This is a genomic window from Pseudomonas sp. SMV7 (assembly GCF_052041995.1).
Classification (GTDB): Bacteria; Pseudomonadota; Gammaproteobacteria; order Pseudomonadales; family Pseudomonadaceae; genus Aquipseudomonas.
In genome coordinates this window covers 41,987-65,508 of record NZ_JBKGGT010000002.1, presented here as the reverse complement: position 1 = coordinate 65,508, position 23,522 = coordinate 41,987, and the positions used below count along the sequence as shown (strand labels likewise).

27 protein-coding genes are annotated in these 23,522 nt (G+C 62.7%); all 27 read right to left on the bottom strand.

The genetic code is table 11. From position 1 onward, the window contains the following. Window positions 1-8: 8 nt before the first annotated feature. The 27 genes from ACLEJP_RS03265 to ACLEJP_RS03135 all read right to left on the bottom strand — a co-directional run bounded on the left by ACLEJP_RS03265 (window position 9) and on the right by ACLEJP_RS03135 (window position 23,481). Window positions 9-2,951: a phage tail tape measure protein gene (locus tag ACLEJP_RS03265; protein ID WP_440804500.1), complete on the bottom strand. Its 2,943-nt coding sequence runs from the start codon at window positions 2,949-2,951 to the stop codon at window positions 9-11. Window positions 2,952-3,083: 132 nt separating this feature from the next. Continuing rightward, the gene (locus tag ACLEJP_RS03260) at window positions 3,084-3,380 is read right to left on the bottom strand and encodes a phage tail assembly protein (RefSeq protein ID WP_237859486.1); all 297 of its coding nucleotides are present in this window, start codon (window positions 3,378-3,380) and stop codon (window positions 3,084-3,086) included. A gap of 48 nt (window positions 3,381-3,428) precedes the next feature. Beyond that, window positions 3,429-3,938, bottom strand: coding sequence for a phage major tail tube protein (locus tag ACLEJP_RS03255; RefSeq protein ID WP_186678542.1), 510 nt, complete (start codon window positions 3,936-3,938; stop codon window positions 3,429-3,431). A gap of 12 nt (window positions 3,939-3,950) precedes the next feature. Beyond that, entirely contained in the window at window positions 3,951-5,117 is a 1,167-nt protein-coding gene (locus ACLEJP_RS03250) for a phage tail sheath subtilisin-like domain-containing protein (protein ID WP_440804499.1), read from the bottom strand. Window positions 5,118-5,207: 90 nt separating this feature from the next. Continuing rightward, window positions 5,208-5,672, bottom strand: a complete 465-nt coding sequence (locus ACLEJP_RS03245) for a hypothetical protein (RefSeq protein WP_440804498.1) — start codon at window positions 5,670-5,672, stop codon at window positions 5,208-5,210. Window positions 5,673-5,681: 9 nt separating this feature from the next. Beyond that, entirely contained in the window at window positions 5,682-6,419 is a 738-nt protein-coding gene (locus ACLEJP_RS03240) for a hypothetical protein (protein ID WP_440804497.1), read from the bottom strand. A gap of 7 nt (window positions 6,420-6,426) precedes the next feature. Continuing rightward, a complete protein-coding gene (locus ACLEJP_RS03235) occupies window positions 6,427-7,113 on the bottom strand; it encodes a phage tail-collar fiber domain-containing protein (RefSeq protein ID WP_440804496.1) in 687 nt (228 codons plus the stop codon). After that, on the bottom strand, window positions 7,110-7,832 hold the full coding sequence (locus ACLEJP_RS03230; protein WP_440804495.1) for a phage tail protein I: 723 nt from the start codon (window positions 7,830-7,832) through the stop codon (window positions 7,110-7,112). The genes ACLEJP_RS03235 and ACLEJP_RS03230 overlap by 4 nt, the downstream gene beginning before the upstream one ends. Continuing rightward, window positions 7,829-8,809 (bottom strand): baseplate assembly protein, encoded by a 981-nt coding sequence (locus ACLEJP_RS03225; RefSeq protein WP_440804494.1) that lies wholly within the window; start codon window positions 8,807-8,809, stop codon window positions 7,829-7,831. The genes ACLEJP_RS03230 and ACLEJP_RS03225 overlap by 4 nt, the downstream gene beginning before the upstream one ends. Further along, window positions 8,806-9,132: a GPW/gp25 family protein gene (locus ACLEJP_RS03220; RefSeq protein WP_019096799.1), complete on the bottom strand. Its 327-nt coding sequence runs from the start codon at window positions 9,130-9,132 to the stop codon at window positions 8,806-8,808. Before ACLEJP_RS03220 ends, ACLEJP_RS03225 begins: the two co-directional genes overlap by 4 nt. A 2-nt stretch (window positions 9,133-9,134) precedes the next feature. Beyond that, entirely contained in the window at window positions 9,135-9,344 is a 210-nt protein-coding gene (locus tag ACLEJP_RS03215; RefSeq protein ID WP_440804493.1) for a hypothetical protein, read from the bottom strand. A 41-nt stretch (window positions 9,345-9,385) separates the two neighbouring features. Then, window positions 9,386-9,967 carry a phage baseplate assembly protein V gene (locus ACLEJP_RS03210; RefSeq protein WP_440804492.1) on the bottom strand — a complete coding sequence of 194 codons (582 nt, stop codon included), beginning with the start codon at window positions 9,965-9,967 and terminating at the stop codon, window positions 9,386-9,388. Then, window positions 9,964-10,494 carry a hypothetical protein gene (locus ACLEJP_RS03205; protein ID WP_440804491.1) on the bottom strand — a complete coding sequence of 177 codons (531 nt, stop codon included), beginning with the start codon at window positions 10,492-10,494 and terminating at the stop codon, window positions 9,964-9,966. Before ACLEJP_RS03205 ends, ACLEJP_RS03210 begins: the two co-directional genes overlap by 4 nt. After that, entirely contained in the window at window positions 10,487-11,149 is a 663-nt protein-coding gene (locus tag ACLEJP_RS03200) for a hypothetical protein (protein ID WP_440804490.1), read from the bottom strand. Before ACLEJP_RS03200 ends, ACLEJP_RS03205 begins: the two co-directional genes overlap by 8 nt. Next, on the bottom strand, window positions 11,146-11,460 hold the full coding sequence (locus tag ACLEJP_RS03195) for a head-tail joining protein (RefSeq protein WP_440804489.1): 315 nt from the start codon (window positions 11,458-11,460) through the stop codon (window positions 11,146-11,148). The genes ACLEJP_RS03200 and ACLEJP_RS03195 overlap by 4 nt, the downstream gene beginning before the upstream one ends. A gap of 2 nt (window positions 11,461-11,462) precedes the next feature. After that, the gene (locus ACLEJP_RS03190; RefSeq protein ID WP_179028035.1) at window positions 11,463-12,458 is read right to left on the bottom strand and encodes a major capsid protein; all 996 of its coding nucleotides are present in this window, start codon (window positions 12,456-12,458) and stop codon (window positions 11,463-11,465) included. Window positions 12,459-12,520: 62 nt separating this feature from the next. Continuing rightward, window positions 12,521-12,868: a head decoration protein gene (locus ACLEJP_RS03185; RefSeq protein WP_019096806.1), complete on the bottom strand. Its 348-nt coding sequence runs from the start codon at window positions 12,866-12,868 to the stop codon at window positions 12,521-12,523. Between the two features lie 2 nt (window positions 12,869-12,870). Further along, window positions 12,871-14,028, bottom strand: coding sequence for a head maturation protease, ClpP-related (locus ACLEJP_RS03180; protein ID WP_440804488.1), 1,158 nt, complete (start codon window positions 14,026-14,028; stop codon window positions 12,871-12,873). Continuing rightward, window positions 14,025-15,518 (bottom strand): phage portal protein, encoded by a 1,494-nt coding sequence (locus ACLEJP_RS03175; protein ID WP_440804487.1) that lies wholly within the window; start codon window positions 15,516-15,518, stop codon window positions 14,025-14,027. The genes ACLEJP_RS03180 and ACLEJP_RS03175 overlap by 4 nt, the downstream gene beginning before the upstream one ends. After that, complete coding sequence (locus ACLEJP_RS03170; protein WP_021785548.1) at window positions 15,515-15,721, bottom strand: phage head-tail joining protein; 207 nt, start codon at window positions 15,719-15,721, stop codon at window positions 15,515-15,517. The genes ACLEJP_RS03175 and ACLEJP_RS03170 overlap by 4 nt, the downstream gene beginning before the upstream one ends. A gap of 1 nt (window position 15,722) precedes the next feature. Then, entirely contained in the window at window positions 15,723-17,756 is a 2,034-nt protein-coding gene (locus ACLEJP_RS03165) for a phage terminase large subunit family protein (protein WP_440804486.1), read from the bottom strand. Between the two features lie 4 nt (window positions 17,757-17,760). Continuing rightward, entirely contained in the window at window positions 17,761-18,342 is a 582-nt protein-coding gene (locus ACLEJP_RS03160; RefSeq protein WP_440804485.1) for a terminase small subunit, read from the bottom strand. Between the two features lie 165 nt (window positions 18,343-18,507). Then, window positions 18,508-18,855, bottom strand: a complete 348-nt coding sequence (locus tag ACLEJP_RS03155) for a phage holin family protein (protein ID WP_021782200.1) — start codon at window positions 18,853-18,855, stop codon at window positions 18,508-18,510. Between the two features lie 509 nt (window positions 18,856-19,364). Then, window positions 19,365-19,727 carry a PA0613 family protein gene (locus tag ACLEJP_RS03150; RefSeq protein WP_021782199.1) on the bottom strand — a complete coding sequence of 121 codons (363 nt, stop codon included), beginning with the start codon at window positions 19,725-19,727 and terminating at the stop codon, window positions 19,365-19,367. Beyond that, complete coding sequence (locus ACLEJP_RS03145) at window positions 19,724-21,940, bottom strand: VapE domain-containing protein (protein WP_440804707.1); 2,217 nt, start codon at window positions 21,938-21,940, stop codon at window positions 19,724-19,726. The genes ACLEJP_RS03150 and ACLEJP_RS03145 overlap by 4 nt, the downstream gene beginning before the upstream one ends. A gap of 200 nt (window positions 21,941-22,140) precedes the next feature. After that, window positions 22,141-22,659 (bottom strand): phage regulatory CII family protein, encoded by a 519-nt coding sequence (locus ACLEJP_RS03140; protein ID WP_440804484.1) that lies wholly within the window; start codon window positions 22,657-22,659, stop codon window positions 22,141-22,143. Window positions 22,660-23,256: 597 nt separating this feature from the next. Further along, window positions 23,257-23,481, bottom strand: a complete 225-nt coding sequence (locus ACLEJP_RS03135; RefSeq protein WP_108480052.1) for a helix-turn-helix transcriptional regulator — start codon at window positions 23,479-23,481, stop codon at window positions 23,257-23,259. Between the last annotated feature and the right edge of the window lie 41 nt (window positions 23,482-23,522).

The window sequence follows — 23,522 nt, the reverse complement described above, 5'->3', positions numbered from 1 at the left end:
GACCCTCCTTAAACGTGTGGTTGATCGAACAACTGGGCCGACGCCATGCGCGCCTCCGCTTCGCGCTGCCAAGTCTCAAACAGGCGGCGCAGCGGCGACTCAATTTCGCGCACCAGCTGCTCTGGCTCTTTCACATCCCCGAGCACCTCGACCTTGATCGACGGTGCGAACGTAAAGGCCTGGTCCACCTTCAGGGCCGGCGGCTTGAGCGGGGCCGCCTGGGCTGGCTTAGCCGGCTCGGGGAGCTTTGGTTCCGGCGCCTTTGCCTGGGTCGGCATGTCGCGCACCACACCACCCAGCGCATCCGGCCGGGGTGCCGGCTGGGAGGCCGCTTGGTGTGTCGGGACCTGGGCGGCCTTGGTCGCAGATGCCGCCAGCACCAGAGGCGCCACCGGTGCTGCCGGGACCATCAGCGCGTGTGGTGCTGGCATGACCACCGGCCTAACCGGTGGCGGAACGGGATCGGCCGCGCTGGCCTTGGGCTGGCTGCGCACGGACTCGCCCATGGTGGGCTGCGCCGGCGCCGGCTTGCCAGCCTCGGGCACTACCGGAGTAACAGGCTTGTTCCCCTGCGGCTGCAGCGTTACGCGTAGCGCCTCGCCTGGTGCCGCCGGCACTGGCGCCTTTTCTTCATTCTCGGGCGCTTCTTCCCCAAACCATCGCTTACCCAGCCAACCGCCGACGGACTCGCCACCGAGGCCGCCCAGGGCCGCCCCGACGATGCCACCCACAGTAGTGCCAATGACCGGCACAATCGAACCAATCGCCGCGCCTGCTGCTGCTCCCGCCATGGCCCCGGCCATGCCGCCCGCCACGCCACCGTAACCCTCGGCCTTCTCGTCTCGGGTTTCGGCATTCAGCGCTACGTCGAGCACGCCGGGCACCGCATCAATCAGCTTGCCCCCAGGCAGCTTGCCGGCAGCCTTGGTGATGCCGCGCACGCCTCGCACCATGCGCCCCAGCCTGTTTGCCTCGGCAGCACCAGCGAGCGCCGCAACGCCCGCCGTTGGCACATGCGCCTTGGCTGCGGACGGAACAGGCGAGCGCCGCGCATTGGTCGCCGTACCAGCTCGACGCCGCCGTCGACGGCGTGCACGACGGCTACCGGGCTCGGCAGGCCCAGAAGAGGCCACGCTACCGCCGACCCGTCCAATAGCGTCGGCATTGACTACAAACACGCGCTGCGGATCGCTGTCGGCGATTGGGGCGGGGTCATTACTGGTCGTGGCTCCAAACACCTTGCCCAACGCACCCAAACCGGTATCAAGCACCTTGTTGCCTGTCTTGGGCAGTTTGATGGGCGCCTGTGCACCCCGACCAGCACGGCCGGCGAAACGCTCCAGGCCACGGCCGCGCGCGATGTTGACCACACCCCGCCCGATCTTGAACGCGCTAGACGCGGTCCGTAACGCCAGGATGGCCGCCACGGTACCAGCAATGCCCGTCACGACCGCCGGGAAGGTGTCCGACAGGGAGGTGATGCCACGGGCGACCGCTGTCAGCCCTTTGGCCGCCATGTCAGTCGCTGGGCGGATGGCATCGCCAAAGCTGCGCATGGCGTCGTCAGCCGCCTGCACCGTCTCTGCCCATTGCTGGGCCGAGGTTTCGCGACGCTCGGCCAGGTTCTTGTCGAGGATGCCGCCGACCTTCTGCGCGTTGGCAGAGTTGGCCTTCAGCTCCTCATACAATCCCCGGTTCTGCCCGTAGGCGGTCAGCGCCGCCTTGACCTGCATGTCAGCAAAGATATCGCCGGTACGCAGGGTCTTCTCCAAGGCGTCCAGTGCTGCCCTGGCCTTCTCCGGGTCAACCTCCTTGTCGATCTGTGCCTTGGCCGCCTCGATCTTCTTGGCCTTGTCCGGGTCAGTCTTTTCAACGTACTTCATGGCCAGGGCCATGGACGCCTCAATGACATTCATCCCCTTCTGCAGGCCGGTATTCAGCGAAGCCTGATAATCGATGCCAGCGTCTTTGTAGGCCTTGACCACGTCGCCGGAACCGATTTTCTCCATCCAGTTCTTGAGGTTGTTGGCAGCCTCATCAGAACCACCGGCGGTCTTCATCTGTACCTGCAGCATGGAGCCCAGCGAAGTCACCGCATTTAGCCCAGTGATGCCGCTCTTCTCCATGCCGGCCAGCAGTTGCGGGAACCACCGGGCCATATCGCTGGCCTCGAAGCTACCCGCCTGCCCTTGATAGGCGATCGCCTCCAGCGCCTGTTGCATGACCTTCGGATCGCTGATCTTGGCGTTCTGCTCGAGCGCCTGAATCATTGACGCCGTGTCGACGCCCGAGGCGCCTTGCCCGACGGCGAACTTGGCCGCCACCGGCGCGTAGGCCAGCGCTTTATCCAGCTCCATGCCGGCGCCGACCAACTGGTTGACCAGAGCGGCCACGTCGTTGCGCGCCATCCCGGTGTCAGCGGCCGTGCCGATTACCGTCCGGGTTAGCTGCTGTTCCTGGGGCTTGTTGACGATGTCAGCCTTGATCGCAATGTCGCGGATGATCGCCTGGTAATTGGCGCTGATCATCGTCGGCGCAGCAACAGCGGCCGTGGCGGCCACTGCCTTCCCTACGTTCGACTTGAGCGATTCCTTGCCCGCCTGCAGCTGCTGGTGTCCCTTCATCTGCAGACCGGTGGCACGAGCTTCGCGGCCAAGGCGCTCGTACTCGCGCTTAAGGCGCCCGACTTCGACGCCTTGGTTGCGCAGCGCCTCAAGGTTGCCGTTCAGCTTGCGCAACAGCTTGTCGGCACCGGCAGCACCACTGTCGTGGGCGCGCTTCCATTCCTCGCGCAGCTTGATGGTTTCGCCAATGGTGCTTTTCAGCACCTTGGCCCTGTTGCCCTTGGCCTCCAATTTCTGGATGCCGTTTTCAACCGTTTTGAATGCGGCACCTACCGATGAGGCGACCGTGCCGCCGATCACCAGCGCTAACGCTAGTTTGTTCGCCACCGGAGCCCCCTATGCAAAGCTCAATCTGTAAGCCACCAGACCAGGTCGGCATAGGACATGGTCATGATTTCCTCGGCCGAGAAATTCAGCTCGGCCGCCAGTCGCTTGGCGGCGGCCTTCATCGTCTGAGGATTACAGTTCGTCCTCTCGCACCAGAAAGGTATATCCGGTCGAGATACGGTTGTAATCCTTGTAGGTCAGGCCCTCCAGGTCCTTGATACTGACCTCGGCCAGGGAGGCGAACAGGTTCAGTTCGCGTTGCTCGTCGTCGCCATCCGAGGTCTGGCTGGACAGGCGCATATCGCGCACGGTCGGCGCGCGCAGGGTGATGGTGTCCACCTTGATACCATTCATCTCGGTTGGCTTGGTCAGGGTGACGGTGACATTTTCAGCGGTCAGCTTGAGGTACTTCGGTGCTGGCTTGCTCATGACTCGGTGTCCTTGAATCAGAAAGGAATGCGGAAGGGTTGCAGGGGATTACAGGCCGAGGTCGCGGCGCTGGCTGGCCAGCTGGTCGACACCGTTGATGACGCGCTTCATCGCCACTGGATCGATCTCATAGATGACCTCACCACCGACCTCGAGCTTGTAATAGGTCAACGCCACGGAGTGCTTGAACTCAGCCTTGTCGCCCGGCTTCCAGTCCCCCATATCCAGCTCCTTCAAGGTGCCGCGTTGAGTGACGATCACCGCTTTGGTCTCGCCCCGCTGGCCCTTGAACGAACCCCGGAACGTCCCGTTGAACGCGTTGCCGTCAGCCAGGCCAAAGAATTTCAGCGACTCTTTACGCACGCCGGTGGTGGTGAAGTTGGACTCCATCTTGTCCATGCCCACATCCATCTCAATCGGCATATCCATGCCACCGGGCCGGTGCTCCTCCATTTTCAGCGTGAGCTTGGGCAGGGTCAGGCTGGGCACATCGCCCTGGAAGCTGATCCCGTCCACAAACAGGTTCATGTTGGCCAGAATTTCGGGAATCATTGCCATGTGATGTGCTCCTTACGCGACTTGGTCGAGGACTTCGGTCAGCCATTGATTGGTGACCTCGATGCGGAAGTTGGGGTTCTCGGCCGGCGGAACGTCGGTGAAGCGAATGTTCCAGTACACCTTGCCCTGCTCCAGCTGGCTGGCCGTGTTCAGCACCGGGTCGGCGTAGACCTCGAAGTTGATGATTGCGCCCTGGGCTTTCAGATCGCGCATGAACGCCTGCAGGCCCTCGGTCACGTCGCGGATATAGGTCGAGGTAATACCCCGGTCCACCGCCCATTTGTGGCCGTACAGGATCGCGTCCATGACCATGTCCATGGTCCGCACGCGGGTGACGAACGCCCATTTCGGATCACTCGACAGCGTGCGGTTACCCCACAGACGGAAACCGTCGTCACGGATGATCGTCGCGATATTGGCGTTGTTCAGCAGGTTGGCCCGGCACGTCTCGTCGCCGTCCAGGTACTCGATGGCGCGGGTGGTGCCGGTGATGCCGACGAACTCTTTGTTCGAAGGCGAGGACCAGAAACCATACTCACTGTCGGTCCAGGCAAAAACGCCTGCAGCCCAGGCCGAGGCCGGCGCGTCGACCGTCGCGTTGGCGGTGGTGTCCCACATCTGCACGCCCGGGTCGACCATATAGATGCGCTTGGAGCCGAACGACTTGGCGTAGGCACTGGCCGCCTCGTCAGTGGTGTTGGGGCCGTCGACAATTGCCACGGCGCGCAGCTTTTCTGCAATCGACTGCATCGCGGTCGCGACCGCCTGAGTCGCGCTGTGCTTGGGCGCGACGATCAGGCGTGGTTGGGCGTTGAAACGGCTCTTGCCGTCGAGCAGCGCCTGCAGGCCGGTACGTTTGCCGCTGGCCTGCACTCCACCAATGATCGCGGAAATCTGCGCGGCGGCGTCGACCCCCTTGGCCACGCCCGTGGCGACGATAACCGCCTTGGAGCGCGTATAGATCGCCCGGCAAGCCTTGGTGATGGCAGCATCGGCACCGAACGCGGCCACGGCCTCGCGCTCGTTGGTAATCAGCAACAGGTCACCGACCTTAGCCGAGACGTTCGCGCCCTCGGTGAAGGTATCGACCAGGCCGATGATGGAGGAGGACGGCAGCGCGACATTGCGCGCGCCGGTGTCAACGTTCGTTACGGTAACGCCGTGAAAAAATCCAGCCATGGAAAGCTCCAAAAGAAAGGGCCGCACGTGGCGGCCCTGCAGAAACGAAAACGCCCCGAAAACGGGGCGCTCAAGGTGGACGCAGCAGAATCAGGCGGTGGTGATGCCGGCGATACTGTCGCGGATCGCTGCGATAGCTGCGTCAGCCAGGCGCTCCGCCTCGGCATGACTGGTCGCCTTGAGCACCTCGGCCTTGCCTTTCAAGCGTGCGGCGCGGATTTCACACAGCGCGCCACGCCAGGCGGCCGTCTCGGCCAGAATCCCTTCAGCGGCCTCCTGCGCCCCTACGCCTTGCGCATCGACAACAGCCTGAACGGTAGGCGGGACCTCACCCTGGAAGTCAGCAGCCTTGAAGGCGGCGGCCTCCTTCTCGGCCATTTCGTACTCAACCACGCGAAGCGAGCCGCCGATGATGCTGGCTCGCGCCTGGTCGGCGGACTGGTCGACTTGCATCGCGGCCGCTTTAAGGGCGGCCTCAAGTGGCAGGTCCTCGTAGATATAACCTTGCAGGATGATGCCGCCGCCCATGTCGACGGATAGATTCAGTTTTTGCATAGCGATTCCTTACAACGAAGTCAGATTGGTCATGATGTTCGGGTAATCCTTCGCCAGCGCCCCGGCTGGAACGCCGTAGGCGTAGCGACCCGCAAAGCCCGAGGGGAAGCTGGAGGAAACCACCTGCAGTATCAGCGCGTTGTTATGCTGCATGGCCAGCCAGCCCACGAAGTCAGCCGGCATCTGTAGATCGCATGCGGCGTACTTGACCGCGTAAAGGGCCGCAATCTGAAGGCTGAAGGACCGGAACATGATGTTGGCGGTTCCGGTTGGGACCGGGTTAAGCCCTGCCGGACTGGGCATCACTTGCGTCACATCCAAGAAAGCGACAGTGGATGAACTCGCCATGGCGAAACCAGACATGAAGTACTGCCCATCAGTACCCAGCTGGTAGGTCACAGTGAATTTACGCTTCAGGCCAGACACGTCACTGGATATCAGCAAGTTGCGCACTGTAATCACGGTGCTCTTGGTATGGATGTAGTCGGCCTGCAGTCGGACGTTACAGGTGCCCCCGGCAGGCGTACTGCTCATTGCCTTTTCAATAGTTGCAAGCGGCGCCGCCGCAGTGCCCGCGTTATCGTCGCTCCCGGTTATCTGGTTGACGTACCAGGTCCGCTCCATGTTGGGCACAGCAGCAACCGCAGCGGCAACTGATTTATCTATCGCAGCATTCTTGCCAGCGTAGATATCGATCAATGCCTTGGCAGTCGACGTCAGACCGGAAATTTCAGTTTCGAGACTCATAGCCTTGTCACACTCCGTATAGGTGTTTTGTCAGTTGTGTTTGGGTCGAAATGATTGAGTCAGCAGCGGTAATACCCATGCTCAGCAGCCCTTCATGGTTTACCGTTTGCGTTTGTTCAGCCTGCTCGATACGTCCCTGCAGGTGACTCAATTGCGCAAGCGCCATGCGCTGCTGCTGCATCAGCTGTTCAATCTGGTCTTGCTGCTGCAGGTTGCGCAGCTGCTCACCAATCAATGCGGATGCCAGCGCGGCCAAGGGTTCAGCCAGGGATAGGTTCAGCCCAGCCGGCGAGGTGTTGATGGTCACGCTGTTTGCCGGCAATGCGGCCAGCGACAGGTCGTAAGCCAGCAACAACTGGTCGCCGGCCGGCTTGTAGGCAAGCGCCTCGGTAGGGTGCGACCACACGGCCAACAAGGTGCCGTCGCTCAGCAGAAAGCCAAGCTCCCGCACCCAAAATGCGCCAGGACCATCGGCAACGGCGGAAAGGTGCAACAACGTGCTAGTCAGCTTCTCGCCCCCGGCAATGGGGTACTTGGCTACCTGGTTGCGCAGGGTCTTTTGCTCGTTGCTGGGCGTGTAGTTGCCAGTGCCGACGACGACATGAGTGATTTCAGCCGCAAAACCCGAATTAGTCGTGTTGAAGATGGCCGCCAAGCCGGCCTTGGTGATGACAGGTTGTAACGGTGTACTCATAAAACAGCCTCCATCGTGCCGCGCACGACGACGGACCCCTGTGCTGCGTTGGCAGCAACAAGGCCCGATTCAGCGTTGATAGGAACGCCCTGCGTCTCGGCAGACCGCCGATGGACGCCGAGCACGTTGGCGGCATTGGCTAGCTGCAGCGTTTGGGCCGACGGATCAATTGGCACCGGCGCCGGCTCCATCGTCCGGCGCTGCAATGTGCGCCCCTGGACAGCGTTACCCAGCACCAGACCGCCGTCGAAGCGCGCACCCAGCCGGAACTCGTAATGACTGCGTTCGTTTTTCGCCGCATTGATAAGGGCGCGCAGGCGCGCGCCCAGCTCGGGCGAGATAATCGAACCCTCGCCCGACCGGTTGTCATTGGCCCAGGCCGTGACGTGGAAGGTGTACGGCGCGGCGTTTGGGATCTGGTGCCACTCCTTGAGCTCCGCATTGACTCGCACCGCCTTGAGTACCCGCCGGATTGCGCCGACGGTGCCTTTGGTCTTGTGAACCGGGATCGCCTCACGGATCAGCGCGCGGCGCTGCTCGTCGGTGTAGGCCGCTTCCCAGCCTTCAACCTTGAGCGCCCAGCCCAACCAGGGCAGGAAGTTAGGCGGGCAGCGCGCCGAGTCGGCCACGCCTCGGATAATGTCCGGGTCCACGCCGAACTCGCCGGCGCGCTCCAGGGCGCGCTCCAGCAGCGTGGCGTTGTGCGGTAACAGGCTCATGTGACCACCTTGGTGGTCAGGGCAATGGACGTGGCGCGCGGGTAATGCCGCTTGTCACACACCACTCCTGCCGCCGGCTTGATCAGGTCGACACGACTGATGCCCGTTACGTGTAACGACGCGTAGACGGCCGAGACGGGCAGTTGCCCCTCCAGCCGACGCGCGGCAGCAATGGCCTTGTCCAGGCTGGCCCCGGCCGCCGCAAGGACAACGTCAGGGTCTGGCCCGGCCTCCACCCACAGCACCGCCTCAACCTGAAAGTCAGTCGGAATACCACCCTGTACGCGCGGCCGATCCGTCACCGGCCGCACGTCATCGGCCGACAGCGCCTTGAGGACAGTGGTCACCAGCTGCGCCTCGGGGACGGTGCTTTCAGGCCGTGCCAACACGGCCAGAGAAACATCGCCAGGCAGCGGGTTGGCCAGGCCAGCATCGTAGTCGCAGACCACGACAATGGCCCCGGCCGGCAATTGCGCTTTAACTGGGGCTGGCACCGGCACCCCGGAAAACCGGGGCGAATCGACCGAAACGTGCACCAGCTCGGCCGACGAACTCAGTGCGTGATATTCATACGCCCCGCTGCTGCCGGCGACGGACAGCGCCTCCAGCGACAGCCGCGTGCGGTAGCGCAGCGCCTCGTCACTTTCCATCACCGCCTCCACCGGCGGCACCGCATCGGGGTCAGCCGCGCGGATAGTCAGGCGCTGCACACCGTAGTCGGCTGCGCGGTTGTCGAGGTCGGCGCCTTTGGCATAGGCCAGCAAGCTGGCTTTGGCCGCCGCGTTGACACGGGCACGCACCATCAGCTCACGGTAGGCCATGACCTCCATCAGCTTGACCACCGGGTCCGACTCAAGAAGCGCGGTCCACTGGTCGCCCATATGGGCGCGGAAGATGCCAAGCACCTCCTGATATAGCGTCTCGAACTCGAGGGTTTCCACCACGCCGGGCGGCGGCAATAAAGACAGGTCAATCATGCGCTCACCTCCACAACGGCCGAGCTACCCAGGTACTGGCCCGTCAGCAACAGGCCAATCTGGCCATCCAGCACCGAAACGACCTTGACCCGCTCCAACTGCAGGCGCGGTTCCCAGCGCCCCAGGGCGCGGGCAACCTCGGCCTGCACAGCGCTTTTCCAGCCCTCGTTAACCGGCAGGTCGACAAAGCGGCGCAGGTTGCAGCCGTATTCAGGCCGCATACGGCGACTACCCAAGGGCGTGGTCAGGATGTCCTCAATCGACTGTTTCAGATGATCGAGGCCGGTGGATTTCTGGCCAGTCCTGCGGTCCAGGCCAATCATGCTTAGCCGTCCAGCTGCTGCAGGTCGGCATGGCCACGCAGAAACGCCAGCGCCTCGGCGTCGTCGGCCTGGACGGTCACGCTGCCGGCCAGCACCTTGAACTCGCGCAGGTCGTCACCGGCCTGCAGGAACAGCGAGCGCGAGGTGAAAGCGCGGTCGATGAAAGTCACACCGACGACCGTTTCAGTGTCGGCGGTTTTCTTAACTGCCATAAGTGATGCTCCAGAAAAGACAAAGCCCGCAAAGCGGGCTGTCAGTGTTTGTGATTCGCCGTGTTGCCGGCGGTATCGATGATTTTCCCGAGGCCGAGGATGTCGCCCGTCACGCGTAACGGCCCGACAATCTCCACGCTACCCTCCAGTGTGATGGCCGGCGCCTTGGCCTTGATCGCGGTCGACTCGGCGTTGATCGCGGCACTCGTGATTACCGCCTTGCTGCTGCCGACCTCAATGCTGACCGTGCCGCTGGGCAGCTTGATGGTGTAGCTGTTGGCCGCCCAGTCGTAGACCAGGGAGCCGCCATCCTCAAAACGCCACGTCTCGACATGATCGCGATTGTCCGGCGGCGGGCCGGCGTTGCCGTACAGTCCAGGAACGAACGTCCCCTGTGCGGGCTCGCCGCTCGGGCTCACCAGCACACCCTGCTCCCCCAGGCTCGGCGCTCGCCAGTGGCGGGCCTTGCCGGCGGCTTGGGCATGCCAGCGAACCCAGGCACTGGTCCACGCGCCGCCGTCAGATACCCGCACCTTGGCGGCGGCCAGGTCGACCGCCACGACGTAACAGGGGATCACCAGGCCCGCCAGCATGCGATCCATTTGCGCTGCCGCGTAACTCATGCCAGCGCCTCCGGTTCTCGATACTGGTCCTCGTTGCCGAGGCCACTGTCAGGATCGAAGGCGAACTTCACTGGGCCAGGCTCCCGGGGCCATGGCCACTCTTCTTCGCCCAGGTAGATGATCTGCGTCCATTCGACGACCCAAACCGCGAAGCTATCCAGCTCAGGACGGCTCCAATCGCGCTCTGCCCGCACGAACTCCGCGAACTCAACCAGAAGGCCCCAGGACTGCATGCGCAATAGCACCGCCAACTGCGCTGCAACGAATGCTGCGACGTGCAAGCAGTTGGGTTCCTCCTGCCCGACGATAACCCGCGCCTCGAAACGAGCCTCGACTGCGACCTCGCCCGTGCCAGGATCCTTGTCGGCGTCCCCAAACCCAACCAGCTCAAGTACCACCGCTGGCGGGGTCACCACTTGGATCCCCTCCGGCATGGTCCCGACATAGGCCAGGCCGGGGATCGCTTCCTTGATGTGTTCCTCGATAGCGGTGTACACCGCACCGAGGGGAATCGGCCCGTCATCCATTGCCTGTCCTCCGTAGGTATTTCTGCAGCTCGAAGTTCAGCTCCTGCTCCATCACCACCAGCAGCCGTTCATGCGCTCGATTGGTCCAGCCCTCAAAATGCGGCCGGACTTCCTCCAGCGAGATCTTGGCCTTGGCCAAGGGGAAGCGACTGTCGTTCTCGGCAACCCAACCCGTCCGGCGCCCTCCCCGACCTGAAACCTCACTGTCCGGGTAGTCCTTCGCATCGAAGTGCTTGCTGGCCGTGCGGATCCAGATATCCGGGTTGCCGCCATAAACCCGCTTGAAGAAAGCGCCCTGGTATCGGCGACCAGCAACCGACACGCCCGAGCGGGACTGCCGGGGCCGGCCTGCTCGGCTGGCTTCGATGGGGTTGATGCCAAACCACAGCCGCCCCTGACCATTGCTGGACACTGGGAAGGCCTTGAGGCGCTGCCTCACCGCAGCGATGGCGATCCGCTCCTGCCGGCCCACATCGCGAGCGATATGCGTGCGTAGCCAGCGAAGCACCTTGTTCACCGCCCTTCGCTGAGCCGACGCCACCGCCTTGGGTACCAGCTTCGCGAAGTCCTTGAAGCCCTTCACGTCCTGCGGGTCGGCCCGCAACGAGATCAACCCGCTGCTGGCCGACTGCTTGTGGTAGCTGCCCACACTCATAACGACTTCCTCAGGATGAGCGTCACCAGGCCGTCGCCACCCGGCTCGATGCTAGTGATGAGGTAATTGCCGCCGCCATCTTCCTGGGGCACGCCGAAGAAGACCTTGTGCTTCACTTCGATGCCGATGTTGTCCTGGACGCGGATGACCAGATGGGGCTCACGCAACGCGGTCCTTATCTGGCCTACCTTGGGCTGCAGCCAAGGGGCCGAGAACATCCCCAGCACCTCACGCCCCTCGATCAGCACCGTATCGCCCAGGATCTCGAACACCGTGGCGTCGACGTTGGTTATCAGGTCCCGGAAAGCCATGGTCAGAGCTTCAAGCGGAGAATGGCGCGAGGACGGGTCACCAGGTGCAGCGGGTTGGACTGGGCCTCCCCGGCCACACCCTTCTTGAACGGCATCATTTCCAACTGGCTGTAGTACGGCAAGCCCTCGGTGTTGACCGTGTCCATGTAGTCAGCCGGCGCGAAGCGAGTGATGCACAGGCCGGGCACACCTTCTGGAACCAGACGCGCTTCGTCGTCCGCGACAAAGGCGATGCCGCCGACCTTGCCACGGTAGCGCTCCCAGGTGATGCCGCCGAACTCGAAAGTTTCGCGACCGTCAGCCCGCAACGCTGCAGCGTACTGAGTGCCCTCGTAGGTTTTCGCGACGCTCTTGTGCCCGATCAGCGCTCGCCAGAAGTTCTTACCGCAGAAGGCCCGAGCACCACTGGTGGTAGCGGCGCCCAAGGCTTCCTCCTGGGCATCCAGCGCATCCACACATTTCACCCGGACATTGGTGTCCGGGTTGGTCAGCTCCATCGGGATCTCGATGGGATCAAGATCGAAGCGGGCATAGATATTGAGCAACACTGTCTTGCCGTCCGCATCCAGCACGTGGCCGTTGAGCGCGCCCATGCGGTGAAATTCATGCGTGGCATCCAGTTGCCGCCGAGCCTTCGCCAGACGCTTGTTGACCACGTCCTGGACTGCCTGCAGCTCAGTTTGCTCACCGAAAGCGCGGATGCCCTGGATTTCGTCCGCCTTGATGGCGAAGCGCTCGGGCAGGTGAACGGTGTTGAATGGCAGCAGGATCCGCTTGCTACCGTTGACCACCAGCCCGGAAGTACCCCGTTCGCCCGCTGGCACCAAGGCCAGAGTGTCGCCGTCCTTCTCGACCTGGACGGTCACCGTGGTCACGCCTTCTTCCTCGAACAGCCCCAGTTCAGCCAGGCGCCCTGGCACGAATGGCTGCTCGTTGATCGCCGCAGTGAGCGCGGGAACCGAGAAAGCGTTGTCTTCAAAAATATCGATGTCAGCCATGAAGGCCCTCCAGAAATGCAAAACCCCGCACTAGGCGGGGCTGTAAAAGGGTTGGCTCGCTATCAGCGAACGATGATGAATTGCGCCGCCAGGGCTTTCTCCGCATCGAGGTCGAGGCCAGTCAGCAGCCCCTCGCTCACCTCGGCCAGGCGTACTACCGCGCGTCCGCGCCGGGCTACGTCGGATTCACCAACGGACGCAAACAAGATGCACTTGGCCGTCTCGCTGCCGTCTGCAGCCTCGGGATTGTATGGAGCAAATTGGCCGGAGGCCGTGAGCTGACCGAGAAGTTGGCCGGCGACCAAGGCAGCACCAGGGGCCAGCTCGATGACTTCGCGGGAGATCTTTCCTGCGCCCTCGGACAGCAGGAATTCACCGGCATGCACCGGTTCCACATAGGTTTTGCTCATGCTTAGGCTCCTTTGCCGGTGCGTTGTTGAGCGGCCTGCCGTCGCGCAGACCAAATGTTGCTGGGGTTTGGAAGCTTCGCCTGGACTGTCTCAGGCTCATCGGCAGCCGGCGGAAGGGTGTTGTCGATCTCGAAGCCCTTGCCCGAGCCGACCAGCTTGTCGAACAGCCGCGCCCGAACCACGGTCGCGTCCAGGCCAGCGCCGACATATTCGACCGCCATCTCGGGCAAGCGCGCCGCTACGCAGAGGTCTCGCACGGCTTTGGCACGAGTCAACGCTGCCTGGACCGTGGCTTCGTCGGCCAGCTTGGTCGATGCGATCAGCGGTTCGACCAGGTTGCTGATGCCCGCTTTCGCACAAGCCTGGGTGATCATCAATGCCAGAGCCGTCGAGTTAGCCGTGCTGGGAGCTGAGGGCTCATCGACCGGAGCGGGCTCGCTCGGGGTTTCTGGCTCGGCCTGGCTGGCTTGGAGCTGATCCAACAACGCCTGCGGGGTATTTCGGTACCGCGCCAGAGTGGCCCCCTGCCCCAAGCAAGCCTGGACCTTGATGCCGTTGCCGATCTCGTCGGCCAAGCCCAGGTCCACGGCCTCTTGTGCAGTGAGCCAGGTTTCCGCATCGACCAGACGCCGCAGTTCAGCGTCATCGACATTCGGCGCCTTGGCCTTGTAAGCAGCGATCATGGCCTCGAGCGCCTGATCGAGAACATCCGCCACGCGCCGAAGGTCCTCGGCATCGCCGCCTACCCAGGTGTAGGGGTTGTGGATCATCAGCATGGCATTCGATGCCATCACCACGCGGTGGGCACCACATACCGCCACGCTGCCAGCACTGGCCGCCAAAGCATCGACCCGGCCGGTGCACCGCTCACCCAGCCGGCTCAGTGCATTGTGAATCGCGAGACCTTCGAACAGATCGCCCCCGTTGGTATTGAAGGCCACCACCACTTCCGAAACGCCATCGTCCACCGCCTTGAGATCCTGAATGAATTGGTTCGCGGTGATGCCCCAGGCGCCAATCTCGCCGTAGACATAGACTTCGATGACCTTGGCCCCGGCCTCGCCCTCGGCGGCTGCAGCGATCTTGTACCAGTGCCCGTCCTCGACTTGCGGCATGGACTTGGCCTTGTTGAAGATGCGGAACGGCATCAACGGTTTCATGTTTTCCCCTTCTCGTCGGGCTCATCCGGCTCATCCTTGATGGCCGACAAGCTGCTGTAGTTGAGGCCCAGCTCCTTGGCCCGGGCGATATCTGCGGCGTTCTCTTCGTCCACGACTTCCGCGTCCGTACCAGAGCGAAGGCACATCTCCGTGCGCGAGGCGAAACCCGCCCCCACCTCGAGCATCCGCGACTGAACGTCTTGAACGGGATGGATGTAGGCCCAGCCCTGTGGCACCCACCGCGTACGCAAGTACTCACGCCGCCGCAGGACGTAGTCTTCCAGTACCAACGCCCCGGCCAGTACCGCCATGTCCATCCATGCGGCTCGCACAGGGCGACACAACTGGTGGACGTACACCTGGAACTGCAACTGCTCCAGCCGACGGCGAAATTCAGTGAGCACCACGCGAATCGCTCGGTCGTTCACATCGCGCATGTCACCGGTCATCAGCTCGTAAGGCAGACCTGCGCCGGCGGCTGCAGCCATCAGCTGCTGCCGCATGAAGTCGGGGTAGTTGTTGCCGCCATCGGGCGGGTCGGAGAACTCCACCTGCTCCCCCGGCCCGAGCTCCTGCATAGTGCCGGGCTCCAATGCCACCATCGGCGTGAATGCATCTCGGTCGTGGACAACCGGTGCGCCCGTGAGCATGTCCATCGGCGGATGCCCCGGCCCTTCCGGCGCGGGCTTGCGAACGAAGCCCGCGAACAGGTTGGCCACTTCCTGGCGAAACAGCACCGCGTCGTCGTAGTTGTCCAGGCTGCGCAGACGTTTCAGGATCGGCGCGAGCCGAGGCACACCACGTAACTGGCCTGGTTCCAAGGGCTCGAAGATGTGCAACATCTGCTCGGCCGGTACGCGCACCAGAGGGTTGTAGCCGGCATTGAGCGAGGCCTTGTCGCTTGGGTGATTGCGGTAGCACCAGTAAGCAACGCGTCGTCCAATGCTGTTGAACTCGATCCCGGCGCGGATGACGTTGCCGGACCGCGTCACTTCGAACTTGTCGTGCGGGACGAATTCAGGTGCAAGGCACTGCACCTGCAGCGGGACCGCCAGTCCATCCTCCAGCCGGCGTGGCCGCAAGCGGACGAAACACTCACCTGATTGCTCGACCGTGCGTGCTACCAGCGCCTGCTGACCGTAGAAGTCGGTACGCTCGTCCGCATCCGATTCGTCCACCCAATCCTCCCACAGCACCTGCATGGCCTTGCGCAGCGCCTTGTCGAGCAAGCGCGGTTGAGGCGTTATGCCGGTACCGATCAGGTTGCTGACCCGTTTGTCGATGATGTTGCCCGCATATGGGTCGTTGCGCACCGCAGCCCGCGAGCGCGAACGCAGGTTGCGCAGGGCGGGCATGATGAGGCTGTTTGGCCCCGTATCAGGGGCATCCCAGTTAGAGGAACGCCGCCCTTCGGCGGCGCCCTCGTAGCTGGCCTTGATGCGCTCCGGTACCAGCAGGCCAGAGCGCGTGGAGATATAGCGGCCGCTCACAAGCCCTTTCCTCCGTGGTAAAGCCGCACCACGCGAGACCGTCGGCCAGCTGCCTGGGCCAGCTCGGTGCGGATCAGATCGCGGGCCTTGATCAGTTCGTCCACCGTCCGATACTCGACGGTGCGGTCGCTGTAGCGAACGATGCGTTCGCCACGGGCAATCGCACCTTCAACAGCCGCGAGGTGTGCCTGGGTGTATGCCATGTCAGCGTCTCTTCAGATAGCCGCTGCTCGAGCTGCGGCGTTGCATTGGTTGAGGTGCCGGGCGAGGCGGCGTTCGTATGGCCGTAGAAGCGGGCCGGGCTGGTGGCTGAGCCGGTGATTGCGACTCGACTTCGGCATCTGCATCGTCGTCTTCCTGCTCAATAGCGGGCGGTTTCGCAGGTGCCGGCTCCTCGAACAGGTTCGCCTGGGCCAAGGCTTGGCGCAGCTTCTCCCAGTCCTGCTCGCCGTAACGATGCAGGCCGAGGTAGTACGCCATGGCCAGGTTGTACACCTGAAGGTCCAGCGCTTCGTTGCGGTCGGCCTTGCCCTTGACCCATTCGATTCGCTTGTACCCTTTCACGTAGCGGGCGATCTTGCGTTCGGCCACGCACTGCTGGAAGAACTCGTCCGGCAGGTCCTTGGCGAAGTGCACAGATCCAGGCCCCGACTCGAAGCTGTAACGGTTGTAGATCCAGTCCTTGGCCGTGTCGGTACCGACCATCCACAACTCGGCGCCGTTGCGCTCGGTCTGCCCTCGCCAAGTGACATCCACCAGGGAGGGTCGCTGCGCGATGACAGGGCGCCCAGGCTTACTTGCGCCTTTCAACGCAAAGACGTTGCGCCAACGGCGCACGCGGCAGAACTGATACACCTCATGGGTGTGATGACCGCCGGAGTCGATGCCCGTAGCCAGGATGCCCAGGGCGACACCGCAAGGATGGCGGTATCGCACTTTCAACAGGTCATCCAGAAGCTCCCAGGTACGCTGATCTGCGGGATCACCCGGGATGACTTTGAAGTCAACGATCCAGCGCTCCATCCCAGCGCCCCAGCCAATGATCATCACCTCCAGACGGTTGGCCTGCACGTCGACGGAACAGGTCAGTACCAGCACGCCAACGGTCACGGTGCCGAGCACATAGTTCTCCTGCAACGCTCGGGCCTGCAGGACTTCGGCCTTGGTCTGCTCGACCGCGCTGTCCCATACCTTCGCCAAACGGGTGTTGTAGAACACCTGCATGGGCTCAAGGTCGCCCCGGTCTTGGGCGCGCTTGGCCTTCTCGAATTGCTTGGCCAGGTCAGCCCATGAGGTCCAACCAAGCGGGGCGTACAGCGCGTTGAGGTGGAAACCCACAGTTTCGCCATCGCCCTGAGCGTGCGAGCGCCATTCCCCTTGGGCAAGCATCTCGCCCTTGTGGTGCTCTTCGATCAGTACATCGCAATCGGGTGAGGAGCACTTGTAGTGGACGGTCTGGAAATCAGCGGAGTACAGCAGACGCTCCCACTCCAGCACCTGCATGTGGCCGCAGGTTGGACAGGGCACGTAGTAGTAACGCTGGTCGCTGGTTTCGAACAGATCGGCAATGCGTGAGGCTCCCTTGATGGTCGGCGAGCTGGAGAAGTAAAACTTGGCATTGCGTCCAAAGGTACTGCCCCGCGTCTCGGCAAGATCGACAGGGTCACCCTCTTCATCGACGTCCACGTCCCAGCGGTCAATCTCATCGCCGTAGATGTATCGGGCAGCAAGCTCGGCCAGGTTGGAGGCAGAGCCAGCGGTGGTCGCGTACAGCGTGCCGCCCTCGAACTCTTTGGTATCCATGGTGTTGCGGGCATCGCGCGATCGTGAAGCCGCCACACGCGCCTTCAATTCAGGCGTTGCGGCAATCGTCTTACCGATCCGGGCCGACACCCGCTTGGCCAGGGCCAGGCTGGGCAGCAACGTCAGGATGTTCGACGGAGCCATGTGGATCAGCGCCCCAATCCAGTTCAGGGCGATCTGCGTTTTCATCAGCTGCGAGGCGACCATCGTAATGACGCGCTTGCAGGGGTGCGCTGGCGAGAGGCAGCGCATGGGTTCACGGGCATACGGCGTCCGTGCTGTGCGGTATTTGCCGGGTTCGGCTGCACCAGTATCACGCGGGATCCGCATGTACTCGTCAGCCCATTCGTCAACCCACAATTCAGGGTCGGGCGTCAGCCCCCGGCCATACGCTTCGCGGTACACCTTCGCACCGTCCGCGTATCCGGGGGGCATAGGGTCAGCTCTGTGTCATGGCTTGGTTGAGATCGGCGCCGTTCATCCTGGCCGCGTCTTCGAAGACTTGGCGGAAGGCGCCCGTCAGGCGTTTTTCGATTTCCCAGGAGTCGCTCATACCCGCCAGCTCGGCAGCGAGCTGGGGAGCAAGACCGAACATCAGGTCTCGGAGCGTACGGCCAGCTGCGAAGGCGGCGTCTTCCACCGCCTTGCGCTCGACCAGGTTTCCCTGAACTTTGTTGAACTCCGCCTCGGCAAGCTGGGCAAGGTAGAACTCGCGATGCGCCCTTGCCTTCTGAAAGTCCAGGCCCTTGCCTGGCTGCTGGACCAGTGGCTGCACTGCAGGTGTGTCGCCGCCTGGTTGCAGGTGGCTGCGCACATCCCGCTCCACCCGGTTTTCTTCATGCCGGGCCGCGACCGCTGCCTTGCTGGGATCGGCTGACTCGGCCAGTAGCGCCTCAGTAGCCACAACATCGACCTTGCCGTCGTCCGCGAGTACCAAGCGGTCCTGGCTGGCCAGTTTGGAAACGTAGGATTTCGACCACCCGCGTCGGGCGGCGAACTCCGATTTGGTCAGGTAGATCATGTTCAAAAGTCCAGTTCACCCAATGAATTCAAGGGGTTAACCAGTTCACCGCAGTTCACTAAGCTGGTGAACCTCCCGCTAACGAAGAGCCGCGGGTTTCCCGTCCCGTACCCCGGCCAAGTCGCCAGGGTCCCCTGCCCCTGCCAGGGTTTCGGCCTGGCCTGCTCACTGACCTGGCTCGCCACTGCGCGGCGGCATCTCGCACACGCCAAGGCGCTTGGCGGCCCAGCGCTCGTACAGGCCGATAGCGACATCGGCGCCGGCCATCGCAGTCAGGCAACCGAATGCAGCCGAAGCCCAGATCGATGCGCCGGCGGAGTACAGCAACATGATCGTTGCCATCCCGCAGACCACACAGGCTCCGGAACGCAAGGCGATACGCCGAACCAGTGCCCAGCCACGGACACCCGCCTTGTCCGCTCGCCACATCTCGCCAGATACCCCGCCGACCAGGGCGAGAGTGATCACGAGCCAGACCGGCATCTCGGCAAGCGCTTGTTGTTCGTTCGTCATCCCGTTCCCCAAATGCAAAAAACCCGGCGCGGTGGCCGGGTTTGCTGTGTGTGGCGGGCTGCTTTGCGCGCCCGCACGTCTCGAAGATGGGTACTTTTTACAGGTCGATTCCGGTGGCAGCAAGCAAGTTTTAATGCCACCCGGCAATAAGGGGTAAACGCCTAGGGAATGTCTGGAAAATGTCGGGGAAATACACCACCCCGGCTTAGCTTCACTTAGGCGCTGCCCCATAGGTCCCAAAGGGGGCGGTAATGGTGGGACCTGTTGAGCCCTTGAAAATCAAGGGCTGTCCCACTGTCTAACTGTTTTAACCCTTTCCCGTGTAAAGAGAGAGATTAAAAGCACGCTGCGCGCAATGCGCGCGTACGCGCTGCATGCGCCCTATGTGCGCGCCTTCGTGTGAGCGGTGGGACGGTGGGACAGCCCGCGAATAGCGCGGGCTTGAGCGTGGATCACCTGCAAAAAACGTGGTAGTCCAGTGGATGGACGGTGGGACCATGCGAGGCGGATCATGCAGCTCGCCCCATGAGCATGCCTGCGATGCAGACGTGCGCCTCATGCAAGCGCTTGTAGTACGTGTCCCGGCTACACCCACAGTGGCGGTACTTCTGGTACAGCTCACTGTCGGCGTTGCAGTAATGCTCATAGACCACCAGGTAGAGCTCCGGTGCCAGATGCTTGTTCACGATGATCTCGATGTCCGCAGACTCGTCCAGCAGCACCTTGCTGCCTCGGGTACCACGGACAAGATCACCCTTACACTCAATCAACAGGCCGAGCATGCTACCAACACCGCCTGCCGAATGACAGGGCTCAGGTGCATGGAGCTCTTGCGCCCACAGCTTCAGCATCTCATCGATATGCTTGATCAAAAGCAGTCCTCCTTCGGCGCTGGCGGTTGTTGCTCAAGGGCGCTGGTGCGGCCCCAGCCCTCGGGCTTCTGGTACGCCCAGGGCCGCTTGCCACTCTTCGGAAGCGCGGCGAGCCGTCGACGGCGCCAACCCAGGCGGTGCATGATCGACCCCACACGCATCTGCTCGGGCTTGCCCCAATGGCCGGGATCCAGGTTGAGCGCCTGACCCAACACCTCGCTCCCGGTGACTGTCTCCCCGGCCTGCGATTCCTCCAGCCATTTGAGGATCGGTCCTTCCCATTCATCCACCACGAAGCGCTCTTCCTGCTCGGTAGTGAACAGTTCTTCCTCTTCGCGGGTGACCCACCAGATGTCACCGGCCTGGTAGCAGAACATGGCCTCGGCCCACAGCTGGTCACGGACCCGGCGCAACGCCTCCAGGTCGACCTTGACGCAGGCGACCGGCCAATAACGCCGGTTACCGGTGGCGTCCTTGAGGTATTCATCTTGGTTGGTGGTGCCCGCGAAAACACACTGGCGTGGCACATCGCTCGTTCTTCGCCCATAGCTTTCGCGGTAGGTGTCGATGGAGGCCGAGAAGAACTGCTTGGCCTTGGTGCTCTCAGCCTTGTTGAAGCTGTCCAGTTCGCCCAGCTCGACGATCCACTTGCCCCGGATCGCCTGGAACGCGTCCTTGTCGCCCAAGGTGAACGGCGTGTCCATGAACCATTCGCCACCGAGAATACCCAGCGCCGTGGACTTACCCGCGCCCTGCGCCCCCTCGAGGATCATCACCGCATCCGCCTTGCAGCCGGGCTTCATCACTCGGGCCACCGCCGAGATCATCCAGCGCTTCCCGACCTTGGCGCTGTACTCGTTCCGAGGGACGCCGAAGATCTCGTGCAGCCAGCGCTCGAGGCGCGGCACACGATCCCATTCGAGCTTGGCCAAGTAGGAACACACTGGATGGAAGGCATTGTCGTGCGCCACAACGCTGACCGCTTCGACCACATGCGAGGCCTTGACGCGCAGTCCCTGTTGGGCCAACCACTTCATAACGCGCATGTCGTCGATGTCGCTCCACTCCCCCGGCACACCGCCATAAGGCGCCGCACGTAGGCGCATGATCTTCGAGCTGAAAGCGTTATAGCCGATGACACCGCTCCACCGTTCATCGTTGGCCAGGATCAGCTCGACGTTCTGCATGTGGGCAATGAGCGCGCCGCTTTCGGTCCTGGCCAGCATGTCTTTCCAGCCACCCGTAGCGGGGGGCTTGATCACCGCCGTGACCTGCCGACGAACTGCCTCGAGGCCTTCGGCACAGTGCAGGTCATTGAAATCGGTCCACTTGACCTCGCGCTCGACCGAGAAGATCGGGCCGACCACCTGGCCACCGACCACCACCGCTGCGTTGTTGGCCTTTTCCTCACCGGGATTCCAGGGCTCGCCTGTGGGTCGCTTGGTTTTCCAGTCGTCATCGCGGCAGATGATGATGGAGCGGCCAGGGAAACGTTCGCGCATGTGCTTGGCAACCGACATCAGGTTGCCCGCATCGAAGGCGATGGCCACCGCCTGGGAAGTCGCCATGTGCAGGCTAGCGCCGGTGGCGTAGCCTTCACACACCAGCACCGGCTCGCCGGGTTCGGGGTGGCCGCCAATCATATGGAACGCACCTTCCTTCGCCATTCCATGCGGCCAGTAAGACTTATCGCGCCCCGTATCCGCCTGGGGCTCCGGGTAAATCACCTGCAGGCCGACAATGGCGTCCTGGGCGTTCTGCATCGGGACGAGGACCGCGCCCGACTTCGGCGCATACCGAACGCCAAATCCGACCACCTGCTTGCGATCAAGGTAGGCGCTGCGCCCCTTTTCGGGCATACGTTTGAACAATGCGGCCGCACGCTTGGCCGCACGACGCGCCGCGTTGGCGGCGACCTCCGCGGCCCGGCGCTTGGCATCAGCTTGCCGGGCACGCATCACCTCACGCTCTTCCGGGGTCAGGCCACGACCGTCGGTTTTCACCTTCTGTGTTTCACCGAGACGCCAGTCACCGAAGCTGCCAAAAATCAGGGTTTGACCCTTATCCGCCAGGTGCTCATGCAGGACATACCAGCCGTTCTTTTCCTTGCCCTTGTCATCTTTCGTGCGGCAGCGGGTCAATTTGCCGAATGTCAAGGGCTGGTCAGGCTGCAGGCCGTAGTCGTGCAGCTGGTCGAGAACCTTATCGAGCATACCGCGCCCTCCGGCCTTCATGGAGGGTTTGACAGCCCCCACAACGCACACAACCTCGGGCCGCGACCCTGCGCGTCTCCGGGATCGGGTCGTCACAGTCGATGCAGTCCACACGAGATTCGCGTACAGGCGCTCCAGCCCGAGCGGCCAGCGCCTCCTCCAGACGCTGCTGAACAACGTCATTTGCCAGATCCGCGATATCAGCCACGACGTATCCCCCGAGTGGTCTGGTTGACGTATTCGGCACGGCGATACATGCCGAGCAACCCCTGGATACCCCGAAATACTTGCTGCTGGATCTCTGCGAGTTCCTGATCGTCGACCTTGCCGTCGCCGATGCTGCGCGCCCAGGTTTCCGACAGGTTGGCAACCTGGCGGAAGAAGTCCGCCAGTCCCATGGCCAGGGTTTCCGGAACGTCATGGCTGTAGGCGCCCGAGAGCTCTTGCCAGATGGTGTCGCCGACCAATGCATGAACTGAGTCGAGGATCCGTGGATCCTTGGTCAGTTCGAGGATTTCGCCGAACTCTTGGACGTTGACAATATGGGTGGGATGGGTGGGAGACAGTTTATGTTGGAGAGTGGTGGCATTGCGGCCAGTGGTGGCTGCAATGGCGGCAGCGCCGCCTGGGTAGTCACGTACAGCATGGTACAGCGCAAGTTCGAGCGGCAGCACTTCGCGCTTGGCGCGCTCGAGGCAGCTCATTGCGGTTCGGCTCATGGCATTGTCCTTGTCGGTAGCCAGTGCCAGCGGCGTGCAGTGGTGATACGTGCGCCGCATAGCGTTGAGAGAGTAAGTAACCGGGCAGCAAAGGGCTGACACGGCCTCCTGCCGGGACGTCGTTCCATCGACGGCCCCAGGCAAAACAGCTGCCTCCTGTGGTGAAAGAGGCGGTACCCAGGCTCCGTGTCTGGGCGGTGCGTTCAAGGCAAGCGGACCTAGGCGCTGTGCCCGCCGACCTATCACGCATCCCGGCAGCATGTGGTGCTACTGCCGAGCGATGGAGGCGATCTCTCGCCTCCGCTTTGGCACGTGGCATTACGCCGTGGAGGCTGCCAGTGCCCGCGACAAGCGGTGGTGTTACACTCGCCGCGTGGCTTGAGAGAGTCACTACCAGGCCGGTCCAATGGACCGTCCCCCAGCCGCCCAATCTGTGGTGGAGAAGGCGGCACCCAGGCATTCGTGCCTGGGCCCCGCGCTCAAGGTCATTGGTACGTGGTGTGCTCAATGAATTCGATCGCGGCCCGGTGGCACTGTGGTGGTACTGCCGGGGGAAACAGGGCGACCTTTGGGTCGCCTTCTTTCTTCCTGTGCGGCCTAAGCCGCTCGTGGCTGGTCCTGCTCAGGCGGGAAAACATCATCCAGCGCACACTTTGCACCCAGCTCATTGAGAGCCGTGGTAATAGCTCGACACTCGCTCAAGCCAGGCGTCCGATGACCAGACTCGTAATTACTCAATCGGGCTTGGGTCCATCCCAACCGAGTAAACAGGTCCCGTTGCTTGATTCCTGCGCCCTTCCTCAATTCAGCAATATGATTCATACAAAGACTCCGGTTGACTCGCAAACGAAGATAACACGTAT

What these genes read in the sequence shown, in the direction of transcription:
- ACLEJP_RS03260 (WP_237859486.1), bottom strand. Translation starts at nt 3,380, where the DNA reads ATGAGCAAGCCAGCACCGAAGTACCTCAAGCTGACCGCTGAAAATGTC.
- ACLEJP_RS03255 (WP_186678542.1), bottom strand. Translation starts at nt 3,938, where the DNA reads ATGGCAATGATTCCCGAAATTCTGGCCAACATGAACCTGTTTGTGGAC.
- ACLEJP_RS03250 (WP_440804499.1), bottom strand. Translation starts at nt 5,117, where the DNA reads ATGGCTGGATTTTTTCACGGCGTTACCGTAACGAACGTTGACACCGGC.
- ACLEJP_RS03245 (WP_440804498.1), bottom strand. Translation starts at nt 5,672, where the DNA reads ATGCAAAAACTGAATCTATCCGTCGACATGGGCGGCGGCATCATCCTG.
- ACLEJP_RS03240 (WP_440804497.1), bottom strand. Translation starts at nt 6,419, where the DNA reads ATGAGTCTCGAAACTGAAATTTCCGGTCTGACGTCGACTGCCAAGGCA.
- ACLEJP_RS03235 (WP_440804496.1), bottom strand. Translation starts at nt 7,113, where the DNA reads ATGAGTACACCGTTACAACCTGTCATCACCAAGGCCGGCTTGGCGGCC.
- ACLEJP_RS03230 (WP_440804495.1), bottom strand. Translation starts at nt 7,832, where the DNA reads ATGAGCCTGTTACCGCACAACGCCACGCTGCTGGAGCGCGCCCTGGAG.
- ACLEJP_RS03225 (WP_440804494.1), bottom strand. Translation starts at nt 8,809, where the DNA reads ATGATTGACCTGTCTTTATTGCCGCCGCCCGGCGTGGTGGAAACCCTC.
- ACLEJP_RS03220 (WP_019096799.1), bottom strand. Translation starts at nt 9,132, where the DNA reads ATGATTGGCCTGGACCGCAGGACTGGCCAGAAATCCACCGGCCTCGAT.
- ACLEJP_RS03215 (WP_440804493.1), bottom strand. Translation starts at nt 9,344, where the DNA reads ATGGCAGTTAAGAAAACCGCCGACACTGAAACGGTCGTCGGTGTGACT.
- ACLEJP_RS03210 (WP_440804492.1), bottom strand. Translation starts at nt 9,967, where the DNA reads ATGAGTTACGCGGCAGCGCAAATGGATCGCATGCTGGCGGGCCTGGTG.
- ACLEJP_RS03205 (WP_440804491.1), bottom strand. Translation starts at nt 10,494, where the DNA reads ATGGATGACGGGCCGATTCCCCTCGGTGCGGTGTACACCGCTATCGAG.
- ACLEJP_RS03200 (WP_440804490.1), bottom strand. Translation starts at nt 11,149, where the DNA reads ATGAGTGTGGGCAGCTACCACAAGCAGTCGGCCAGCAGCGGGTTGATC.
- ACLEJP_RS03195 (WP_440804489.1), bottom strand. Translation starts at nt 11,460, where the DNA reads ATGGCTTTCCGGGACCTGATAACCAACGTCGACGCCACGGTGTTCGAG.
- ACLEJP_RS03190 (WP_179028035.1), bottom strand. Translation starts at nt 12,458, where the DNA reads ATGGCTGACATCGATATTTTTGAAGACAACGCTTTCTCGGTTCCCGCG.
- ACLEJP_RS03185 (WP_019096806.1), bottom strand. Translation starts at nt 12,868, where the DNA reads ATGAGCAAAACCTATGTGGAACCGGTGCATGCCGGTGAATTCCTGCTG.
- ACLEJP_RS03180 (WP_440804488.1), bottom strand. Translation starts at nt 14,028, where the DNA reads ATGAAACCGTTGATGCCGTTCCGCATCTTCAACAAGGCCAAGTCCATG.
- ACLEJP_RS03170 (WP_021785548.1), bottom strand. Translation starts at nt 15,721, where the DNA reads ATGGCATACACCCAGGCACACCTCGCGGCTGTTGAAGGTGCGATTGCC.
- ACLEJP_RS03165 (WP_440804486.1), bottom strand. Translation starts at nt 17,756, where the DNA reads ATGCCCCCCGGATACGCGGACGGTGCGAAGGTGTACCGCGAAGCGTAT.
- ACLEJP_RS03160 (WP_440804485.1), bottom strand. Translation starts at nt 18,342, where the DNA reads ATGATCTACCTGACCAAATCGGAGTTCGCCGCCCGACGCGGGTGGTCG.
- ACLEJP_RS03155 (WP_021782200.1), bottom strand. Translation starts at nt 18,855, where the DNA reads ATGACGAACGAACAACAAGCGCTTGCCGAGATGCCGGTCTGGCTCGTG.
- ACLEJP_RS03145 (WP_440804707.1), bottom strand. Translation starts at nt 21,940, where the DNA reads ATGCTCGATAAGGTTCTCGACCAGCTGCACGACTACGGCCTGCAGCCT.
- ACLEJP_RS03140 (WP_440804484.1), bottom strand. Translation starts at nt 22,659, where the DNA reads ATGAGCCGAACCGCAATGAGCTGCCTCGAGCGCGCCAAGCGCGAAGTG.
- ACLEJP_RS03135 (WP_108480052.1), bottom strand. Translation starts at nt 23,481, where the DNA reads ATGAATCATATTGCTGAATTGAGGAAGGGCGCAGGAATCAAGCAACGG.